The sequence below is a fragment of the Marinobacter litoralis genome (assembly GCF_003336705.1).
Taxonomy (GTDB): Bacteria; Pseudomonadota; Gammaproteobacteria; order Pseudomonadales; family Oleiphilaceae; genus Marinobacter; species Marinobacter litoralis.
In genome coordinates this window covers 56,121-75,906 of record NZ_QMDL01000003.1, presented here as the reverse complement: position 1 = coordinate 75,906, position 19,786 = coordinate 56,121, and the positions used below count along the sequence as shown (strand labels likewise).

Below are 19,786 nucleotides of genomic sequence, written 5' to 3'. Positions count from 1 at the left end.
CCGGCTTTAGGAAGCCGGGGTTAACGGTTGCCTGCGGGCAGCTCGAATAATGATAAGCCCCGCCAAGCCGAGTAGTAACCCCGTGAATTTAAGCAGTGAGAAGATGCTGGCCGCTATGCTCAGGCTGTTATCAGGGGGATTGAAGTTGTTGAGCAGGGCAATGTTCTCGATAACATCACTGGTGCCGGCCACGATAAACAGCGTGCGCACCCACTTGGCGATGATTCGTTCCCTCACACCCGGACGGTCCTGCGAGAATCTGCGGGTCAGCTGCAGCAACATGGCCAGATACGCCGCAATGAAGGCAAAATCGACCCATAGTGACGCTCGGGCCGTCGACACGCCTTCTGGTTTCCAGCTGGCGATAATCGCTTGAGCCTGCTGTGCGGTACCTGCCAGCTGAAAACTGATCATGCCTTGCGGTGCGCTGGCGGTTTTTAGAGGCTGGTTCATCACCAGAAGTGCAATAAATATTGCTGCACTGAGTACCAACGAAGCCACCAAGGTTAATCCAAGTGGCCGCTTTGGGAGGTGCCGGGCGTGGTCCATCAGAGAAATTGCTCCAACAAGCTGTTGAGATACCGCTGGCCCTGTTCGGTGGTTTGTATTCTATGACCGACCAGCAGATTTTTCTTCCGCAACTGCTCAAGTTGTACCTCAACCGGGCTCAGGGGTAAACCTGTACGTTCGGTGAACAGTTTTTCTTCGACACCTTGTTTAAGCCGCAACACGTTCATCATGAACTCCAGCGATCGTTCCTTCGGCTCAATCTCTTCGCTGCCAGCCGTACGAGAACCTATGCGGTTCAAATAAGCCTCCGGTTGGCGGGTTTTCCAGTATCGGATGATCCGGCCATCGGCCAGGCTGACTTTGCCATGCCCGCCGGCCCCAATCGCCAGATAATCCCCAAACTCCCAATAGTTAAGGTTATGGCGGCTTTCGCGATTGGGAAGGCTCCAGGCTGATACCTCGTAATCATCGAAGTTGTGAGCGCGCAGATACTCTGAACCCTGTCGATAGATCTCCCAAAGGCGGTCGTCGTCTGGTAAATCCGGTGGGCGGGAGAAAAACTCGGTGTTGGGCTCAATGGTCAGCTGATACCAGGACAAGTGTGAGGGTTGATGGTCCAGCGCTTGCCGCAGGTCGTCCAATGCTTGTTCCGGTGTTTGCTCCGGCAAACCGTGCATCAAATCCACATTGAAATTGCTGAAACCCGCCGCTTTCGCAGTCTCAATCGCGCGATGAGCGGCGTTGGCGTCGTGAATGCGCCCCAGTGTTTTAAGGTGCTCTTGATGAAAGCTCTGCACCCCGATCGAAAGCCGGTTAATGCCCGCTTGGCGGAAACCTTCGTAACGGCCTTCTTCCAAAGTACCGGGATTGGCTTCGAGTGTGACTTCGGCGTCGGGCGCGAAGCTCAGACGCTGGCGAAGCCCTTCGAACAAGCGCTGATAGAAGTCGCTGGTCATGAGCGATGGCGTGCCGCCGCCGATGAACACGCTCTCAATCGGGCGGTCGCGAACAAAGCCTAGGTCGTGCTCAAGATCTTCCAGCAAGGCAGTAAGGTAGGCCGCCTCCGGTATGTCACCCCGAATCGCATGGGAGTTGAAGTCGCAATACGGGCACTTGCGCACGCACCAAGGCACGTGGATATACAGCGATAGCGGCGGACAGACCGCAACAGCAGAGGAAGAGGGCACGTTTAATGAGTGCTCTTGAGTTGGTCTAGCAGGCTCGCCAGGGCGCGCCCGCGATGGCTGATGCGGCCTTTTTGTTCGCGGGTCAGTTCAGCGGCGCTGCAATCGTGTTCGGGCGCGTAGAAGACCGGGTCGTAGCCAAAACCACCTTCACCCTTTGGCGCGAAAAGAATGCGGCCCGGCCAGCGGCCGTGGCAAATAATCGGTGTAGGGTCGTCCGCGTGGCGCAGATAAACCAGAACGCAATGAAACTGAGCGCCACGCTCTTGTTCGGGCACATTTTTCAAGGCTTCTAATAGCGCTTCAACATTGTCTGCGTCTGTTGCTGCCGCACCGGCATAGCGGGCAGAGCGCACGCCGGGTTGGCCGCCGAGGGCGTCTACTGCCAGACCACTGTCGTCCGCTAAGGCCGGCAATCCAGTCTCCCGGGCTGCGTGGCGGGCTTTCAAAATAGCGTTTTCAACAAAGGTAACGGCCGGCTCTTCGGCTTCGCTAACGCCCAGTTCGCCCTGAGCAATCGGGCTTAACCCCAAAGGACTTAGCAGGTCGGTGAGTTCGGCAATTTTGCCTTTGTTGTTACTGGCAATAACGAGTTTCTGAGACATGGTTTTAGTCGTTAAACAAGGAGTGGGCGAAGCGCACCTTCAGGCCTTGTGGGTAGCCTGTGGGTCGTGCCGTAATATTGAAGGTCATCAATTCCGCCGGGCGATATTGATACTGGGCGATGAAGTAAACCGCATCGCCTTCCTGAATGCGGCGGAAGGCCAGAAATTTGACCTGTTGGATGTCGTTGGCAACCTGGCCTTCCACCTGCCCGCCTACCGGTTGAGGCTGACCGTGTTCGTTGTCGGTCATGATGGAAATGTTCACCACGCCGATGCTTTTGCTGCGCTGAAGGTTGTTGGCTTTGGCAACTTCCGGAGTCAGCATGGTGCTGGGGAAAACGCTCCAGTGCAGCTGGTAGTCGCCAAAATCTTTTTCGCCGGCCTGACTCTGGCTGGCCAATAAAAGCAGGCCAAAGGCTAGGGCCATAAAGCGGGTAACAGAACGAATGATCATCAGGTGTTCTCCCGTGTGATTCGGTAAATCGCAATCTCGCCCAGCAGGTTTGGCCACGCTCGGGCCAGCCAGCTGTTTTGATGTTGGCCGTCGACGACCCGGCGGCTTTTGATTTTTATCCCTTTTTGCCGGCACAACGCCTCAAAGTCTTTGAAGGTGCACAGGCGGATGTTCGGGGTGTTGTACCATTTGTACGGTAAAGCGTCTGATTCCGGCATGCGGCCACTCAGAGCCAAGCCCCAGCGCAGGCGCCAATGTGCAAAATTAGGGAAGGTGACAATGCCTTCACGGCCAAGGCGCAACATTTCGTCGATGACTTTGTCGGGCCTGCGCACGGCTTGCAAGGCTTGGGTCATCAGCACAATATCGAACATGCCGTCACCGAAGTTGTCCAGGCCTTGAGTGTCCAGATTTTGCTCGATCACTGACACGCCTTTGCCCATGCACGTGGTGATGTGGTCAGGGTTGATTTCCAGGCCGAAACCCGTGGCGTTGCGCTCTTGCTGCAGATAATGGAGCAGAGTGCCGTCGCCGCAACCGAGGTCGAGTACGTGGTGACCGGGTTCAACCCACTGTTGAATGATTTCCAAGTCGGCTCTCATGCGCCTACCTCCCGTGCTACCCGGTCCATGTAAGCGGTGAACGCGTTGGTGTATCGGGGGGTTGGAATCAGGAACGCATCGTGGCCCCAAGGTGCATCGATTTCGGCGTAACAGACTTTCTTGCGAGCGGAGATCATCGCATTCACCATTTCTTCAGAGCGGGCCGGCGAGAAGCGCCAGTCTGTGCTGAAAGAAAGCACCAGATATTCACATTGGGCCGGTGCCAGTGCTTTGGACAGATCACCGCCAAATTCGTAGGCGGGGTCAAAATAGTCCAGAGCGCGGGTCATCAGCAGGTACGTGTTTGCGTCGAAGGTTTCGGAGAAGCGCTCACCCTGATAGCGCAGGTAACTTTCAACCTGAAATTCGGCGTCGTAACCGAATTTGAAGGCTTCTTCACGCAATTCACGACCAAATTTTTCGCCCATCGCAGCGTCTGACAGGTAGGTGATGTGCCCCACCATCCGCGCCAGCATCAAGCCTCGCCGTGGCAGGGTACTGGCATCGTCATACCGGCCTTCATGAAACTCGGTGTCGGACGTGATGGCCTGGCGAGCGACTTCGTTGAAGGCGATGTTCTGCGCGGTTAGTCGAGGCGTTGAGGCAATAATCACCGAGTGCCGAAGGCGATCGGGATAATCGAGACTCCACTGAAGCGCCTGCATGCCACCGAGTGAGCCGCCAACAACGGCTGCCCACTGTTGAATGCCGAGACGGTCTGCTAACCGAGCTTGGCTCTTCACCCAGTCGGCCACGGTGATGACCGGGAAATCCGGGCCGTAAAGCTTGCCGGTGGTTGGATTGATCGAGTTGGGGCCGCTGCTGCCGTGGCAACCACCCAGGTTATTCAGGCAGACCACGAAAAAACGGTTGGTATCTATCGGTTTTCCCGGGCCAATACAGCTGTCCCACCATCCGGGCTTTTTATCATCATACGAATGATAGCCTGCGGCATGGTGATGGCCGCTGAGGGCGTGGCAAATGAGAACCGCGTTGCTGGCGTCGGCATTCAAGGTGCCGTAGGTTTCCACGACCAGATCATAACTGTCCAGAGATTGGCCACAGGCCAATTCGATCGGGGTGTCGAAATGAATGGTTTGCGGGCTAACGAGGCCCACGGAATCCGTAGGCAGGGAGTCGGGCATGAGCGTGTTGATATCCTGATCCAGTCCACATGAGTCAGGCAATATGCCTGCGGTGGCGCAGAAGCTGGCGCCGATAGAGCAGTTTAAAGGCGGGGGGTGGTTGCTGCAACCGGCGCGTGCCGCCTGCAGCAACTTGGGTTCAGGCTGAGCCGTAAATGTTAACGACTTTCTGCTGGATCATGGTTGGTGCCGGCTTGCGAATGTGGCGCACCATGTTGTCGGCCAGTTCGAGCTGTTTGCGCAAGTCGGCGATGGCGTGCTGCAGGCGCGCCCTCTCGGCACGACTGTCGCGGTCGTTTCGTACCAGATCTCTTAACCGGCTGATTTGATGCTCCAACAGCTGCTTTTGCTCCATCGAGTACTGGATAATCGGCAGCAAGGCTTCCTGCGGCCAGCGCCCAACGTCGGACCTTGCCCTGCTGTGTAGCGTGCGGGCTTCGCTAACCATCACATTAAAGAACCGGCGAATTAACAACGATTGTTCCGACATCAGGTTCTTGGGGCTGATGCGGAAACGTCGCGCTTTTTTTCGCAGTTCGCGGATGGCGATGACATGGCGCCCAGCCCTGAGCGGGATAGGCTCCAAGTGTCTGGCGCGGGAATCTTCGTTATAACGTCGGTAAATCGAACCGACCATTTTCTCGGCCAATTGGCCCTCGGCGAGCAGGTTGCTCAGGTCAATTTCCAGTAACTCGAAGAAGTGATCCATCGCGCGAACCATGCCGGCGGTAGACCAACTTTTCATCATGATCTCTCGCACTTTCTCGGCGTGGGCTTCGAAGCGTTTTTCGCTGACCAGGTTGTTCAGAATTTCACCTTGCGAGTCCATCAGGCGGCGAGACGAGCGCAAGGTGATCAGCTTTTTGTAATAGAAGTCGTAGTCTTTCTGCGCCCGTTCTGCGAGCCGTGCGAGTGCCGGCTTATCCAGTGCGGAGCCGGAGCAGGCCGCGTGCTCTTCTTCCAACGATTTAAGTCGGTACTGCATTGCAGCCTGGCTGTTTTGCAGCATGCCCAAAAGGTCGCTGATGAGGTGCTGCGTAATGAGTTGCTCTTTGTGGGTCAGGATGCGCTGAACAATCAGCTTTTCCAGCAACCCGAGATTCGAACGTTTGAACAGTTCTGAATCGTTTCGCACCCTCGCCAGCAAACCTTGTTTGGCTGACAGTGGAAGTACGTCGTGCTGATTCATGCCGAGGTGTTCGGCGGTGTAAGTGCGCACGCGTTCGATGGAGTCGTCGGTGTGGGTTTCGCCTTGAATGTCGTCCCACAGCACATCAACTTTATTCAGCACGGCAAAGCGGCCGGCGCGATGGTCAGCGTGGTCTGTGTTGATGTGCTCTTTCCAGATGGTCATGTCACTGGCAGTAACGCCGGTGTCGGCACCCAAAACGAAAATCACCGCGTGAGCACGGGGAAGCATGCTCATGGTCAGTTCAGGTTCTGAGCCCAAAGCGTTCAGGCCCGGTGTGTCGAGGATGCGCAGGCCACGTTCGAACAGGGGGTGGCGAATACTGATTTGGGCGTTTCGCCAGGCCGGTACCAGTACGTTGCCGGGAAGCCGCGGATCGGTTTCCAGCATGTCTTCATCAAATCCGAGTTTTCGCGCTTCACCGATAGAGACACTTTTAACCCGGGCGACTTCGGAGAGTACTTCACGCATGACCGTCGGGTTGTCTTCGGCCAATTCGTGCCGAACCCAATTTTCAGGCCGTTTGCGCTGTTGCTGCAGAGACAGATCGCCGGTACGGGTTTCGATCGGAAGCAACATGAGATAACTCTTGTTGTTGGTGCGATCGAAGAACAGTTCGGTGGGGCACATGGTGGTACGGCCAGCCTCGGAGGGCAGCATCCGTTGCCCGTAACTGGCAAAGAACAGCGCGTTAATCAGCTCGGTTTTGCCGCGAGAATACTCACCGACGAACGCGATGGTCAGTTCATCCTCAATCAGAAGCTCCAGCCCGTGACGTATGCGGGTGCTGATATCTTCTGAAAAAAGATTGTTGTCCTGAAGCCACAACCGGTATCGGCCGATCTGGCGTATCAGATCTTTTTTCCAGTCGTGGTAGGCTTCCACCTGCTGCGACAGTGTTCCCTGCTGGCTCATGAGGTAATCCTTTGGCGCGACGTTCGGGAGGTAGATCGTCCCAAATTAAATGTCGGCAATAATAGCCCGATTATCCAGCTGAGGTATGGGCGCGTTTAACAGTTCTGACGGGCAGGCGTTAAATGACGGGCAAAAAAGGCCGACGTATCAATGGTTTGATAGGTCGGCCTTGAGATGTTTAAAGTCTTGGTATTATGTAACGATATGTATATTTGTGATGCAGGTTACATGCCGGCGCCGAGAAAACCCATTCCGGCGGCAATCTTCATATGATTCAACACGACATCCAGCACGTTGAGAATCAGGAACACGATAATTGGTGATAAATCGAGCCCGCCCATCGACGGCATGATATTCCGGACAGGGCGCATCACCGGTTCGGTGATTTGGGCTACCAGTTGTATCGCCGGATGCCCGCTTTGAGGTGCGATCCAGCTCACCACCACGACCGCGATGACCGACCAGAAGTAAATCTTTACGATCAGGCTGAGAACATTCAGTGCGCCCCATACCAGAAGGGTCAGCGGGTTGAACGAAGGCATGCCGGAGTTGTAAATCAACAGCATAAAAAAGAAGGTGATGGCTTGAATCAAGATAGCCAGTACCAATGCCGCACCATCGATACCGCCCCAGCCCGGGATGATTTTGCGCAGTGGCCGTAACGGCGGATTAGTGGCTTTTACTACGAACTGGGAAATCGGGTTGTAGAAATCGGCCCGTGCCAGTTGCAGAAGGAATCTCAGCAGCACCACCGACATGTAAAAGGTGGATGCAATCATCAGGATCGTGATCAGAATATCTGCCAGCATGTAGCTGTGTCTCCGTAACGGTTACTGTTTGTCTGCCAGTTCTTTTGCCATCTCTTCAGAGCGTGTGAAAGCGGCATCATAAGCCTTTTTCACCAGTTCTCGCATGCCACCGTCTTCAAACGTGTTGATCGCCTGCTCGGTGGTGCCGCCCGGAGACATAACGTTGCGCTTCAGTTGAGCGGGATCGTGCTCGCTGTTGGCCGCCATTTCGGCCGCGCCCGCCATGGTTTGAATGGCCAGCTTTCTGGCCGTGGCAGGCTCTACGCCGGCCTCCGTCGCGGCACTTTCCAACGCTTCCAGCATCAGGAAGAAATAGGCCGGGCCACTGCCGGAAAGGGCGGTTACCCCGTGGAGCAGGTTTTCGTCCTCGACCCAAAGCGCAGTACCGATGCTTTCGAATACCGTTTGTACCATGGATTTTTGTTCTTCCGACACCTTAGCGTTGGCAAACAAGCCTGCCGCGCCTTTTCCGACCAGTGACGGCGTGTTCGGCATAACCCGAACCAGCGGCAATCCGCCACCGAGCCATTGGTCGATCGTTTCGGCGGTCAGGCCTGCCGCAATGGAAACAATCAGGGGGCGGGTATTTTGCACAACCGGTGCAATGTCCCGGCACACGTCGGCCATTACCTGGGGCTTTACCGCCAGAACAACGATGTCGGCTTGTTCCACGCAGTAGCGGTTGTTGGTGCTGACGCTTACGCCAAACTGGCTTCGAACAGTTTGCAAGTGGCCGTCATCGGGCGCACTAACCCACACATTTTCGGCTTCGAAGCGGTTGTTCAGCATGCCTCCAATAATAGCGCTGGCCATATTGCCGGCGCCGATGAACGAGATGACGGGTGATTTGCTCAAGGTTCGCTCCAAGTGCTTGCTCAGTAAATGGTATGTGCCTGATGATAACAGGAACGCATAGATTCAGCTTAGGCGCTATTTGGCCGGACGAGCTCCGAACAGGGCGGAGCCAACCCGTACCCAGGTTGCACCTTCTTCGATAGCCGGTTCCAGGTCGCTCGACATGCCCATCGATAGCGTGTCGAGTTGTATCGCGCCCGGTAATGACTGTTTTAGCTGGGCTAAAGCGTGGGCCAGCTTTTGAAAACTTTGTTTCAGGTCTGCCTCGCTCTGGTTTGGATCAGGAATTGCCATCAGCCCTCTCAAGGTCAGGTTGGGCAGCTCGCTGACGGCCGTCGCCAGTTCGGGTAGTTCGGTTAACGAACAGCCGGATTTTCTCTCTTCATCGTTCACGTTCACTTGCAGGCAGATATTTAGCGGGCCGAGTTCATCCGGGCGCTGTTCGCTGAGCCTGCGAGCAATTTTCAGGCGATCGACGCTGTGTACCCATAAAAAAGATTCGGCGATTTGTCGGGTTTTGTTGGACTGAATTGGGCCAATGAAATGCCACTCAAGATCCGGGAGGTCTTTCAGTGCCTCGATTTTGTCCAACGCTTCCTGCAGGTAATTCTCACCGAAAGCGGTTTGGCCAATTTGCGCCGCCGCCCGGATATCTTCCGGCGGGCGAGTCTTGCTAACTGCCAACAACCGCACACTGTCGGGCTTGCGGCCGGCTTGCTGTGTTGCTTTTTGTATGCGTCGGGTTACGCTTCTGATGTTGTCTGCTATGCTGCTCATAGTGTGAGTTTGCCGCGTCTGTATTAAAAGAAAAAGCCTTCCGAGGATCCCTATGGATATTACTGAACTGCTTGCCTTTTCGGCCAAACAAGGTGCGTCGGATTTGCACCTGTCAGCAGGCCTTCCCCCCATGATTCGTGTAGACGGCGATGTACGCCGAATCAACCTCCCCCCGATGGAGCACAAAGAGGTGCACGGGCTGATTTACGACATCATGAACGACAAGCAGCGCAAGGACTACGAAGAATTTCTGGAAACTGACTTCTCGTTCGAAGTCCCGGGGGTTGCTCGGTTCCGTGTGAATGCTTTTAACCAGAACCGTGGTGCCGGTGCTGTATTCCGGACCATCCCTTCGAAAGTACTGACCATGGAAGATTTGGGCATGGGTCAGGTTTTCAAGGACATCGCCTCTGTGCCGCGGGGTTTGGTGTTGGTGACCGGGCCAACCGGTTCGGGTAAGTCGACCACGCTGGCCGCGATGATGGACTACATCAACGATACCCGCTACGAGCACGTTCTGACTATTGAAGACCCCATCGAATTCGTGCACGAATCCAAGAAATGTCTCGTGAACCAGCGGGAAGTCCACCGGGATACCCTCGGGTTTAACGAAGCTCTGCGCTCCGCTTTGCGGGAAGACCCCGACATCATTCTGGTGGGTGAGCTTCGGGACCTTGAAACCATTCGTCTTGCGCTGACCGCTGCAGAAACCGGACACTTGGTTTTTGGTACTTTGCATACCACTTCCGCCGCCAAGACCATCGACCGGGTTGTTGACGTGTTCCCGGCCGAAGAGAAGTCCATGGTGCGGTCGATGCTCTCGGAATCTCTGCAAGCGGTTGTCTCCCAGACCTTGATGAAAAAGATGGGCGGAGGCCGAATTGCGGCTCATGAAATCATGATTGGCACCCCGGCCATCCGGAACCTGATCCGTGAAGACAAAATTGCGCAAATGTATTCGTCTATCCAGACCGGTGGCTCCCTTGGCATGCAAACACTGGATCAGTGTCTGGAAGGCCTGCTCAGAAAAGGCCTGATTTCCCGTGAAGATGCGCGCATGAAAGCGAAGATTCCGGATAATTTTTAAGCATTAGCCATGATTTTGAAACACATAGGTACAAAAAATGGAATTTGAAAAGCTGTTGCGGCTAATGGTGGAAAAAGGCGGTTCGGACCTTTTTATCACCGCAGGTGTTCCGCCAAGCATGAAGGTGAATGGCAAGGTGTTGCCCGTCACTAAAAATGCGTTAACGCCGGAACAGACTCGAGAGTTTGTCTACGGCGCGATGAATGACAAACAGCGCGCCGAGTTCGACGAAAGCCACGAGTGTAACTTTGCCATCAGCGCCCGAGGCATCGGGCGATTCCGTGTGAGCGCGTTTTTTCAGCGCAACCTGTGCGGCATGGTCTTGCGGCGCATTGAAGTGAAAATCCCGCAAATTGACGAACTTTCCTTGCCGGAAGTGATTAAAGACCTGGCCATGACCAAGCGGGGCTTGATCATGTTTGTGGGCGCTACCGGTACCGGTAAGTCTACTTCGTTGGCCGCTATGCTCGGGCACCGTAACCGGAATAGCCGGGGGCATATCATCTCTATCGAAGACCCCATCGAATTCATACACCAGCATCAAGGCTGTATCGTCACTCAGCGTGAAGTGGGTATAGATACTGAAAGTTTCGACGTGGCGCTGAAGAATACCCTGCGGCAGGCTCCGGATGTGATCCTGATTGGTGAGGTGCGTACCCGCCAGACAATGGAGTATTCGGTTCAGTTCGCGGAAACCGGGCACCTTTGTTTGGCGACGTTGCACGCGAACAACGCGAACCAGGCGCTGGACCGGATTATCCAGTTCTTCCCGCCGGAACAGCACAACCAGATTTGGATGGACTTGTCGCTGAACCTGAAAGCCATCGTCGCCCAGCAGTTGGTGCCGACACCGGACGGTAAAGGCCGAAAAGCGGTTATTGAGGTGTTGATCAATACGCCTCTGGTGGCCGACATGATTCGCAAAGGCGAAGTGCACAAACTGAAAGAACTGATGTCGAAATCGAACGAAAGCGGCATGCAGACGTTCGATCAGGCGTTGTACAAGCTTTATTCCGAAGGTTCGATCACCTATGAAGATGCCTTGGCCCACGCGGACTCGGCCAACGATCTGCGTTTGATGATTAAGCTGGGAAGCGACGCAAAGGGCGCAGACAGCTTGTCGTCGTCGGTCGATAAACTGTCCATTCAAGACGATTGATTCTCTCTGGCAAAAAGCCCCCAGTTGGGGGCTTTTTGCGTTTTAAATGCGGCAGAAACGATTAGCTTTGCAAATAAGTAGTTTTGGCATTTGAGGCCATAACCCACTGCTGCGTATACTCCGCGCAAACTAATAAGGAGACACCATGCATAAGAATACCAACGTACTCGTGAAAGCCATTCGTTTTGCCACTTTGGCCGCTGTTGCTGCCCCTGCAACCGTTATGGCCGGTGGCTTTTCATTGAACGAGCAAAGCGCTAGCCAGATGGGCGTAGCCAACGCCGGCGCCGCTGCCAACCCTGAAAACGCAACCACTGTGTTCTTTAACCCGGCCGGTATGAGTCAGCTGTCTGGTACCAACATTTCTTTTGGTGCGGCGGTTTTGGATATTGATGCTGAGGCGAAGCATGCCGAAGCGCGCCGGAATGTTCCAGGTGTTAACGTACCGGTAAATGGTAATCATGGCGGTGATATTGCTGACCTGGCGGTGCTGCCTAACTTCTATTTAACCCATGAAGTTAACGAGTCTATCGACGTTGGTTTTGGTATTCATGCTCCTTATGGGCTTGCGGCCGATTATGACGATAATTTTGAAGGTCGTTACTTTGCCGATAAGACTGAACTGAAAGCTATTGCATTCACTCCGTCCCTGTCTGTGAACAATGGTAAAGGTCTGTCCATGGGCGTTGGGCTGAACATCATGTATGCCGAGGGGCGCCTGACTAAGTTTCAAGATGTGTCTGCCGTTGCTTTCCGGCAAGGAGCCCAAGCGGGCGCGCAGCAAGCTGTCACGCAGCTTCTAACTGCAAATCCAAATGCTACGCCACAGCAAATTGCTGCAGCCCAACAGGCTGGTGCACAAGCAGGATCACAGCAGGCTCTGAACAATCTGCCGGCAGACCCATACGCCGACATAGAAGGTGATGATATCGGTGTTACCTTCCGGGTTGGTTTTCTTTATGAGTTGGACGAACGTACGCAATTTGGCTTGAGTGCCCAGACGGGTACGGAATTGAAGTTAAAGGGTGATGCTGAAATCAGTAACTTCCCTGTTCCAGGCAACCCTGGTGCAACCACAACCTTGACTGAAAAAGTTGAAGTTCCTCTGGCGATTCCAGAGGCGATCACATTCGGCGTTCGTCACCACCTGACTGATGAAGTAACCCTGCTAGCGGGCGCTACTTATGCGCGTTGGGGACGGTTTGAAGAACTTGACATCAATAGTCGTGAAGGCGATTCCGGTCAGATCAGCCAAGTAACTGGTAGAACTGGCGATGAGCCCGTTACCCATATTACGGAAAAGTGGAAAAATACTTGGCAGGTGAATGTGGGTGGTATCTGGCAAGCAACGCCAGAATGGGCCTTCAAAGCCGGTTATGCTTGGGATGAATCTCCTGTGGACCAGTACTTAACTGCCCGTATCCCGTCTAGCGATCGTCATTGGCTGACACTAGGTACGCAGTGGAAAGATGCGCAAAGTGGCTGGGCTGTTGACGTAGCGGTAGGAACTCTGCTGTTCAAAGACGATCCAAAGTTCACTGAGCGTAACTACCAGCACAGTAACCCTGATCAGGTCGCCGAGCTTGCGCCAGGGATTGAAGATCCGAGCTACTACACAGCTGAATACGAACTCAGCGCCTGGAGCGCCGCGATCGAGGTCAGCAAAGCGTTCTAATAAGCCGCTTAGCTAACCGCAAAAAAAACGCCCGGTTGAGGAAGCTCACCGGGCGTTTTGCGTTAGTGGGCTTGGTCCCAGTTGTCACCGACACCCGCTTCCACGAGCAGTGGCACGTCGAGTTTGGCGGCGGCGGACATGCGCTTTACCAGCCCCTCTCGAACTTTTTCCACAGCTTCTTCGCGAACTTCGATGATCAATTCATCGTGCACCTGCATGGTCATCACGGCATCGTCAGCGTGGTTTTCATACAGCCATTGGTCCACGTCGATCATCGCGCGCTTGATGATGTCTGCCGCGGTGCCTTGCATCGGTGCGTTGATGGCGGTGCGTTCGGCGGCCTGTTGCAGCTGCTTGTTACGGGCGTTGATCTCCGGCAGGTAAAGGCGGCGGCCGTACAGGGTTTCCACATAGCCGTCTTCGTGGGCCTGCTTGCGGATGTTGTCCATGTAGCGCAGTACGCCCGGGTAACGATCGAAGTATCTATCAATGTATTCCTGAGCCACTTTCCGTTCTACACCCAGCTGGCGGGCCAATCCAAAGGCCGACATGCCGTAAATCAGGCCGAAGTTAATGGCCTTGGCGCTGCGGCGCTGGTCGGAAGACACTTCAATCAGGCTTACACCGAACACTTCCGCCGCCGTCGCCTTGTGGATATCTTCGCCGTGCTCGAAGGCTTTCAGTAAGCCTTTGTCGCCCGACAAATGGGCCATAATGCGCAGTTCGATCTGGGAGTAGTCCGCCGCCAGCAGTTTGTAGCCTTCCGGCGCAATAAACGCCTGACGGATGCGGCGGCCTTCCTGTGTTCGAATCGGGATGTTCTGCAGGTTGGGCTCAGAGGATGAGAGTCGCCCCGTGGCGGTCACCGCTTGGTGGTAAGACGTATGCACCCGGCCCGTTCGATGGTGGATCAACTCTGGCAAAGTGTCGGTGTAAGTTGATTTGAGCTTGCTCAGGCTGCGATGTTCCACGATCAGCCGGGGCAGTTCGTGTTCGTGGGCAAGTTCCTGTAACACGGGTTCCGCGGTAGACGGTGCGCCTTTTGGCGTCTTCTTGATGACCCTCAGGCCGAACTTGTCGTAAAGAATGGCTTGTAGCTGTTTGGGAGAGCCCAGATTAAAGGCTTCACCGGCCACTTCGTGCGCTTCTTTCTCAAGCTCGGCCATGCGCTCGGCCAGTTCCTGGCTGTGCTGTCGTAACGTGCTGGCGCTGATCAATGTTCCGCGCTGTTCCATACGGGACAGTACCGGCACCAGCGGCAAGTCGATGTCCCTGTACACCGATTCCAGCTTGCCGATTTCTTTTAGTTTGGGGCTCAAGGCGTGGTGCAGGCGCAGCGTGATGTCTGCGTCTTCGGCCGCGTAGGGGCCAGCTTTTTCCAGATCGATCTGGTTGAAGGTCAGCTGCTTGGCACCTTTGCCAGCGATGGACTCGAAACTAACGGTTTCCTCATCCAGATAGGTTTTGGCGAGGCTGTCCATGTCGTGGCGAGTGGCCACAGAGTTGAGCACGTAAGACTCCACCATGGTGTCGTCGCTGATACCTTCCAAATGAATGCCGTGGTTGGCGAGTACGTTCTTGTCGTACTTCAGGTTCTGGCCGATTTTTGCTTGCTTCGGGTTTTCCAGCAGCGGCTTGAGCTGGGCCAGTACCTTGTCACGATCCAGTTGTTCTGGCGCGCCCATGTAGTCGTGGCCAACGGGCACGTAAGCCGCTTCGCCGGGTTCGATAGCGAAGGAGACGCCGACTATTTCGGCATCCATATAGCGCAAGCTGGTGGTTTCGGTGTCGAAGGCAAACTGATCTGCGGCTTCCAAGCGTTTTAGCCAAGCATCGAACTCGCTTTGCTCGGTGATGACGGTGTAAGTCCTTTCGATGGCTTGCTTGGGTTCTTCAGCGGCAGCGACAGTTTCTGGCGTTTCGGTATCGCGGTTCTCCAGTTGGGAAATCCAACCCCGAAACTCATACTCTTTGAACAGTTCCAGCAGCGCCTCGTCGTTCTGCTCCCGCTCGGTCAGATCTTCCAGACCGAATTCCAGGTCTACATCCAAGCGAATGGTGGCCAAATCTCGGCTCAGGGGCAGGGTGTCGATGGCTTCGCGTAGGTATTCGCCAATCTTGCCTTTGATTTCTCCGGCGTGCTCGATCAGGTTGTCGAGATCGTTATACGCCTGAAGCCATTTAACCGCGGTTTTCGGGCCGCATTTGTTCACGCCGGGAATGTTGTCCACTTTGTCGCCGACCAGCGCAAGATAATCGATGATCTGCTCCGGCGTTACGCCGAATTTCTCGATCACGCCGTCTCGGTCCATGGCGGTTTCGGTCATGGTGTTGATCAGTGTGACATGGTCGCTCACCAGTTGCGCCATGTCTTTGTCGCCGGTAGACACCACCACATCGATGCCTTTATGGGTGGCTTCATTGGCCAGCGTGCCAATCACATCGTCGGCCTCGACACCGGGCACAATCAAAAGCGGCAGCCCCATTGCCTTCACAATCTCGTGGATGGGTTCAATCTGGATGGCCAGGTCTTCCGGCATGGGTGGGCGATTGGCTTTGTACTCTTCGTACATCTCGTGACGGAAGGTTTTGCCCTTGGCATCAAACACCACCACGACCTTGGATTCCGGAAAGTCCTGATCCAGTCGGCGTAACATGCTGACTACGCCTTTGATGGCGCCGGTCGGATGGTTCTTGCTGGTGGTCAGTGGCGGCAGCGCGTGGTAGGCACGGAACAAATAGGACGAACCGTCTACCAGAACCACGGGGGGAGTCTTTTTCTCAGTCATGTCGATGCAAATCCGGATTCTGATTGAAGCGTGGGTTGGCTTGTGCAACTCTTAACTTAGAGTGTTATTCAAAGCCTGAATGATGAGTCAGAGGGTACCATGAAAATGAAACGAATCGCCTGTTCCGCCCTGTTGTTGGGCTGTTTCTCTGTGCCGCTGATGGCTCAGGACAACGGGGCTTTGGATGCGACTCCGGTGGAGACACCGAAAGAGCCGCTGGTGATTACCGACTACCAGCCGCCAGCGGGTGGTACCGAGATTGTGATTCGCCCGGGTGACGGCGAAGTGTTCTATGAATACCGGGTAAACGGGCAGCTTATGGAAATCAAAGTGGTGCCCGAAGTGGGGCCAGAGTACTACCTGGTGCCTGCCGACGGGGGTGGTTGGGTGCAGGACACGGATTCGGACCTCCTTGTCCCCAGCTGGGTGTTGTTTCGCTGGTAAAGATTCCTTTCTCTATACGCCGCTTATATCAGGTTGATTTCAACCGACTCTGAGCGGCGGCTTTCCAAGCCCTCAGCGTCTACAGTGGTTATGGAGAACTCGTAGGCGCCGGGGGGCAGGCCTGTCAGCGGATATTTGGTGTTGCTGGTGTCGGTAATCGGGATCACGCTGAAACGGTCTTTGTACTTCAGACGGTAGTAAATTCTGTATTCGGCTATTTGCCCTATCGCCAGAGATGATCCGTCCTCTCGTGTAAGTGGAGCGCTCCACACGAGTGTTTTGGGTGTTTCGAGAGTCTGGTTTGCAGGTGAGCGTTTGGAAAACGAGTCAGCAGTATTCGTTAATGGGCCGCTGGTATTGCCTTGGAACCTTTTCGTTTGGTTGTGTTCTGTGGTTTCTGTGTGCTGAATGTTTGCCGTGTTCGATGTGCCTGCGCCGTCTTGGCAGCCAGTCAGGAACAGCGTTGAAATTGCAAATAGGGCAGTAAGCGGCACGCGCGGCCGACCGCCTGGCCGGTGAGATCGAAGATTGTTCATGGTTTACTCGCATACGGGGTCTACTTGGAAATGCCCCTTTAAGTTCGTATGGAGCCTGAATACAACAGGGAGACGGGCCAGAAAAAACAGGTGGCAATTATGCCTTCGGTGCAAAAGTGATCAAGTGACAATTTGGTAAAGGCTAGGCAATCATTTTTAGTGTGAACATTCTAATTTTTACCCGTAACTTAGGTGTTGAAATCTACTAAAGGCCACCGGGAGTTCCGGTTTCAGGGCTGAAAGAGACTAAACCAAGGAGAAATACTATGGGTAAACTTAAATCTTACCAAGAGCAGCTGCAGGACATCGTTGAAAAGGGCATCACTACTGCTGAAGAGCAGCAGAAGAAGCTGGCAGCCAAGCCTTTCGATTTCGCTGAGAAGCTGGAAGCTGAAGTTCGTGAATACACCGTTCAGACTCTGCGTGAGCGCTACAACGGTTACTCCGACACTTTGTTCAATCAGCTGCGTAGCCTGAACACCCGTTTCGGTGATTTCGCTGCCGAGTTGGTTGCCAAGCTTGAGAAAGAAGCTGCTGAAGGCGCAGAAGCCGTAGCTGAAGCTGCTGAAGACGTAGCTGAAGCCGCTGAAGATGCGAAGAAGGCTGTTGAAGGCAAGAAGCCTGCAAAGAAGACTGCCGCTAAGAAGAAAGCCGCTGCTTCTGCCTAATGTTTTAGGTTGTTGCAGTAGCGAAAAAGGCGCTCCATGTTGAGCGCCTTTTTTGTGTTTCCTGCCCCGACGAACTTCAGGTGAGCACTACTCGGAACTGGCTGATTCGGAATCCGTCAGAGGCAAGGTGCGTTCTGAATCGGTGATTTCTTCCAGCCGTTCGATGTCGGAAATAAAGCGTTTGGCAACTGCATCAATTTCCAGACGCTGAGCCGCGATTTCACGTTCGATATCGCGAACCTGACCTTCCAGCCGATAGATCTTTTTGAGCGTGGCGTCGGGGACGTTTCTTCCGGCCCTTTCCATCTCGGCGGCTCGGCGTTGTTCGTTGTCGAGTTGGCTGGTTAATACGGAAATGTTGCCCCGCTTCAAGGCAATAAGGCCTTCCAGTTCCTGCACTTTTCGATGCATGGCCCGAACAGCCTGATCCGGATGGCTAAAGCGTTTCAGGAGTAGCCGGTCTTGTTCTAGTTGAGCTTCCTGCTGCTGCTTGCGCTCTTTTTCAGCTTCTCGGGCGGCGAGTTCTTCGGCGGTGGGGGCGGGGGCTATCGTTTCAATGACCCGCCCGCTGTCGCTGATGATCTGGTAGCCGCGTTTGGTGGCTTCCTGAGGGATGGTGTTGCTGATGACCAGCTGGCCGTTAGCGTCTGTGTAGCGATACATGCCCGCCTGCACGACTGCAGAGGTTAGCAGCCCCAAGGAGATGAGGCCGGCAAGAACCGGAGCTTTGGTGAGGCGGTGCTGCATGTATCAGACTCCGTAACGATCCCGGTAGCTGGCTACGTTTTCTGCGTGTCCGGCAAACTCGGGGTTAGACTTTAAGTAGTCTAGTACTTGTTCCAAGCGAATGATGCTAACCACCGGGATGCCGAATTCTTGTTCGACTTCCTGTATGGCGGAGAGTTCGCCGTTGCCCTTTTCCTGGCGGTCCAGAGCAATTAATACTCCGGCAGGTTCTGCACCAGCGGCCCGGATGATGTCGATGGATTCCCGTATGGCGGTGCCGGCGGTAATTACATCATCAACGATCAATACTTTACCTTGTAGTGGCGCGCCTACAATATTGCCACCTTCTCCGTGATCTTTCTTTTCTTTGCGGTTAAACGCAAAAGGTTTGCTGTTACCGTCTGTAGCCAGGGCCATAGCCGTAACGGTGGCCAACGGAATGCCCTTATAGGCGGGTCCGAAAATGATGTCATAATCCAAGCCGCTGCGCTCAATGGCGGCGGCGTAGGCCTTGCTCAATTGCAGCAGGTCGTCTCCGGTGTTGAACAGTCCGGCATTGAAAAAGTAAGGGCTGGTGCGTCCGGATTTGAGAGTGAATTCTCCAAAACGAAGAACATTTCGCTGAATGGCAAACTCGATAAAATTTTTCTGATAGTCGTGCATGGCAAGGCTTCTGGCGGGGTTTGACTTTAAATAAGGCGTAAAACCGGTATCATACACAGAAACCGAATCAGGGAACACGTATGCGCGTAGTATCCATTAGCGTCAACGGTCTGGAGCAGGCTGTTGAGAAAGGCTTTTTTGACTGGCTGGCAGAGCAGGACGCCGATGTGGTGTGTGTTCAGGACCACCGCATGCGTGCCTATGAAGTCGAAGATAAAAATCTGATTCCTGAGGGCTATGAGGCTTACTTTATTGATGGTGAGCTGAATGAGCACGGCGGAGTTGGCATTTATACCCGTCATTTCCCGAAGGCGATAATGTACGGATTTGCCAATGAGCAGGCAGACCGTGAAGGTCGTTTTATTCAGGCGGATTTCGATAAAGTTTCTGTAGCTTGTGTGCTGGCGCCGTGTGCGCTGGGGCGTGAGGAAGAGCTGATTGGCGATGATGATCTGACGGTTCTGGATCACAAAGATGAGTTTCTGGATGCGTTCGGTGTGCATATGCAGAAGACGCTGCGCAAGCGCCGTCAGTTTATTTTCTGTGCGAACTTGCAGTCTGCTCATCATGTGACGGATGCCAGCCCGCTTTATCACAAGACGGATTTTTCCGGGTTTTTGCCCCATGAGCGGGCCTGGTTGGATCGTTTGTTTGATGAGATGGGCTGTATTGATGCGTTCCGTGAGATCAATAAGCAGAGTAATCAGTTTACCTGGTGGCCGGAGCAGACCGAGGGTTCGCGCAAGAAGGCGGGCATTCGGGTGGATTATCAGTTGCTGACACCGGGTATTCGCAAGACCATCAGTGATGGTTGGATTGATGGCAGTACGCGTTTTTCGGACCACGCTCCGGTGGTGATGGATTACGATATTGAGATTGGTTTTTGAGCTAATCGGTCTCGCTTCGGGGGAGGGTGCCGTTTCGGTATACCTTCCCCAGAACCGCTACTAGCACATCCATGTGCGCTTCTCTTCGGCCATCCTTGGCCTACGAA

At 54.4% G+C, this 19,786-nt stretch carries 20 protein-coding genes; 6 read left to right on the top strand and 14 right to left on the bottom strand.

Annotated features, from left to right (window positions below):
- Nucleotides 1–6: 6 nt before the first annotated feature.
- The 10 genes from DOQ08_RS10115 to DOQ08_RS10070 all read right to left on the bottom strand — a co-directional run bounded on the left by DOQ08_RS10115 (nt 7) and on the right by DOQ08_RS10070 (nt 9,045).
- On the bottom strand, nt 7–549 hold the full coding sequence (locus DOQ08_RS10115) for a hypothetical protein (protein ID WP_114334818.1): 543 nt from the start codon (nt 547–549) through the stop codon (nt 7–9).
- Entirely contained in the window at nt 549–1,697 is a 1,149-nt protein-coding gene (gene hemW, locus DOQ08_RS10110; RefSeq protein WP_114334817.1) for a radical SAM family heme chaperone HemW, read from the bottom strand. Before hemW ends, DOQ08_RS10115 begins: the two co-directional genes overlap by 1 nt.
- Before the next feature lie 2 nt (nt 1,698–1,699).
- On the bottom strand, nt 1,700–2,299 hold the full coding sequence (gene rdgB / locus DOQ08_RS10105) for an RdgB/HAM1 family non-canonical purine NTP pyrophosphatase (protein ID WP_114334816.1): 600 nt from the start codon (nt 2,297–2,299) through the stop codon (nt 1,700–1,702).
- Between the two features lie 4 nt (nt 2,300–2,303).
- The gene (locus DOQ08_RS10100; RefSeq protein ID WP_114334815.1) at nt 2,304–2,753 is read right to left on the bottom strand and encodes a DUF4426 domain-containing protein; all 450 of its coding nucleotides are present in this window, start codon (nt 2,751–2,753) and stop codon (nt 2,304–2,306) included.
- Nucleotides 2,753–3,355 (bottom strand): methionine biosynthesis protein MetW, encoded by a 603-nt coding sequence (gene metW, locus DOQ08_RS10095; protein WP_114334814.1) that lies wholly within the window; start codon nt 3,353–3,355, stop codon nt 2,753–2,755. Before metW ends, DOQ08_RS10100 begins: the two co-directional genes overlap by 1 nt.
- Nucleotides 3,352–4,500: a homoserine O-succinyltransferase MetX gene (gene metX / locus DOQ08_RS10090; RefSeq protein WP_114334813.1), complete on the bottom strand. Its 1,149-nt coding sequence runs from the start codon at nt 4,498–4,500 to the stop codon at nt 3,352–3,354. Before metX ends, metW begins: the two co-directional genes overlap by 4 nt.
- Before the next feature lie 139 nt (nt 4,501–4,639).
- The gene (locus tag DOQ08_RS10085) at nt 4,640–6,604 is read right to left on the bottom strand and encodes a dynamin family protein (protein WP_114334812.1); all 1,965 of its coding nucleotides are present in this window, start codon (nt 6,602–6,604) and stop codon (nt 4,640–4,642) included.
- Nucleotides 6,605–6,828: 224 nt separating this feature from the next.
- Nucleotides 6,829–7,413, bottom strand: coding sequence for a YggT family protein (locus DOQ08_RS10080; RefSeq protein ID WP_114334811.1), 585 nt, complete (start codon nt 7,411–7,413; stop codon nt 6,829–6,831).
- Nucleotides 7,414–7,434: 21 nt separating this feature from the next.
- A complete protein-coding gene (gene proC / locus DOQ08_RS10075) occupies nt 7,435–8,268 on the bottom strand; it encodes a pyrroline-5-carboxylate reductase (protein WP_114334810.1) in 834 nt (277 codons plus the stop codon).
- A gap of 75 nt (nt 8,269–8,343) precedes the next feature.
- Nucleotides 8,344–9,045, bottom strand: a complete 702-nt coding sequence (locus tag DOQ08_RS10070) for a YggS family pyridoxal phosphate-dependent enzyme (protein WP_114334809.1) — start codon at nt 9,043–9,045, stop codon at nt 8,344–8,346.
- 52 nt (nt 9,046–9,097) lie between these two features.
- Here DOQ08_RS10070 and DOQ08_RS10065 point away from each other — a divergent pair, with 52 nt between their 5' ends.
- From DOQ08_RS10065 to DOQ08_RS10055, 3 genes are all read left to right on the top strand, one after another.
- Nucleotides 9,098–10,132 (top strand): type IV pilus twitching motility protein PilT, encoded by a 1,035-nt coding sequence (locus tag DOQ08_RS10065; RefSeq protein WP_114334808.1) that lies wholly within the window; start codon nt 9,098–9,100, stop codon nt 10,130–10,132.
- Between the two features lie 37 nt (nt 10,133–10,169).
- Nucleotides 10,170–11,291, top strand: coding sequence for a PilT/PilU family type 4a pilus ATPase (locus DOQ08_RS10060; protein ID WP_114334807.1), 1,122 nt, complete (start codon nt 10,170–10,172; stop codon nt 11,289–11,291).
- 145 nt (nt 11,292–11,436) lie between these two features.
- Nucleotides 11,437–12,966: an OmpP1/FadL family transporter gene (locus DOQ08_RS10055; RefSeq protein ID WP_114334806.1), complete on the top strand. Its 1,530-nt coding sequence runs from the start codon at nt 11,437–11,439 to the stop codon at nt 12,964–12,966.
- 62 nt (nt 12,967–13,028) lie between these two features.
- On the opposite strand, the gene polA is transcribed toward DOQ08_RS10055, so the two are convergent.
- Nucleotides 13,029–15,755: a DNA polymerase I gene (polA, locus tag DOQ08_RS10050; protein ID WP_114334805.1), complete on the bottom strand. Its 2,727-nt coding sequence runs from the start codon at nt 15,753–15,755 to the stop codon at nt 13,029–13,031.
- A gap of 105 nt (nt 15,756–15,860) precedes the next feature.
- Between polA and DOQ08_RS10045 the strand changes: the two genes are divergently transcribed.
- Nucleotides 15,861–16,199 carry a DUF2782 domain-containing protein gene (locus DOQ08_RS10045; RefSeq protein ID WP_114335468.1) on the top strand — a complete coding sequence of 113 codons (339 nt, stop codon included), beginning with the start codon at nt 15,861–15,863 and terminating at the stop codon, nt 16,197–16,199.
- A 23-nt stretch (nt 16,200–16,222) separates the two neighbouring features.
- On the opposite strand, the gene DOQ08_RS10040 is transcribed toward DOQ08_RS10045, so the two are convergent.
- On the bottom strand, nt 16,223–16,735 hold the full coding sequence (locus tag DOQ08_RS10040) for a fibronectin type III domain-containing protein (RefSeq protein ID WP_114334804.1): 513 nt from the start codon (nt 16,733–16,735) through the stop codon (nt 16,223–16,225).
- Between the two features lie 266 nt (nt 16,736–17,001).
- Here DOQ08_RS10040 and DOQ08_RS10035 point away from each other — a divergent pair, with 266 nt between their 5' ends.
- Nucleotides 17,002–17,403: a hypothetical protein gene (locus DOQ08_RS10035; protein ID WP_114334803.1), complete on the top strand. Its 402-nt coding sequence runs from the start codon at nt 17,002–17,004 to the stop codon at nt 17,401–17,403.
- Nucleotides 17,404–17,490: 87 nt separating this feature from the next.
- Here the strand turns inward: DOQ08_RS10035 and DOQ08_RS10030 are convergent, their stop codons facing one another.
- Together DOQ08_RS10030 and pyrE are read right to left on the bottom strand one after the other, a co-directional pair.
- Nucleotides 17,491–18,150 carry a DUF4124 domain-containing protein gene (locus tag DOQ08_RS10030; RefSeq protein ID WP_114334802.1) on the bottom strand — a complete coding sequence of 220 codons (660 nt, stop codon included), beginning with the start codon at nt 18,148–18,150 and terminating at the stop codon, nt 17,491–17,493.
- Between the two features lie 3 nt (nt 18,151–18,153).
- The gene (gene pyrE / locus DOQ08_RS10025) at nt 18,154–18,792 is read right to left on the bottom strand and encodes an orotate phosphoribosyltransferase (protein WP_114334801.1); all 639 of its coding nucleotides are present in this window, start codon (nt 18,790–18,792) and stop codon (nt 18,154–18,156) included.
- A gap of 80 nt (nt 18,793–18,872) precedes the next feature.
- On the opposite strand from pyrE, the gene DOQ08_RS10020 reads away from it, so the two are divergent.
- Nucleotides 18,873–19,679 carry an exodeoxyribonuclease III gene (locus tag DOQ08_RS10020; RefSeq protein WP_114334800.1) on the top strand — a complete coding sequence of 269 codons (807 nt, stop codon included), beginning with the start codon at nt 18,873–18,875 and terminating at the stop codon, nt 19,677–19,679.
- Nucleotides 19,680–19,786: the final 107 nt, after the last annotated feature.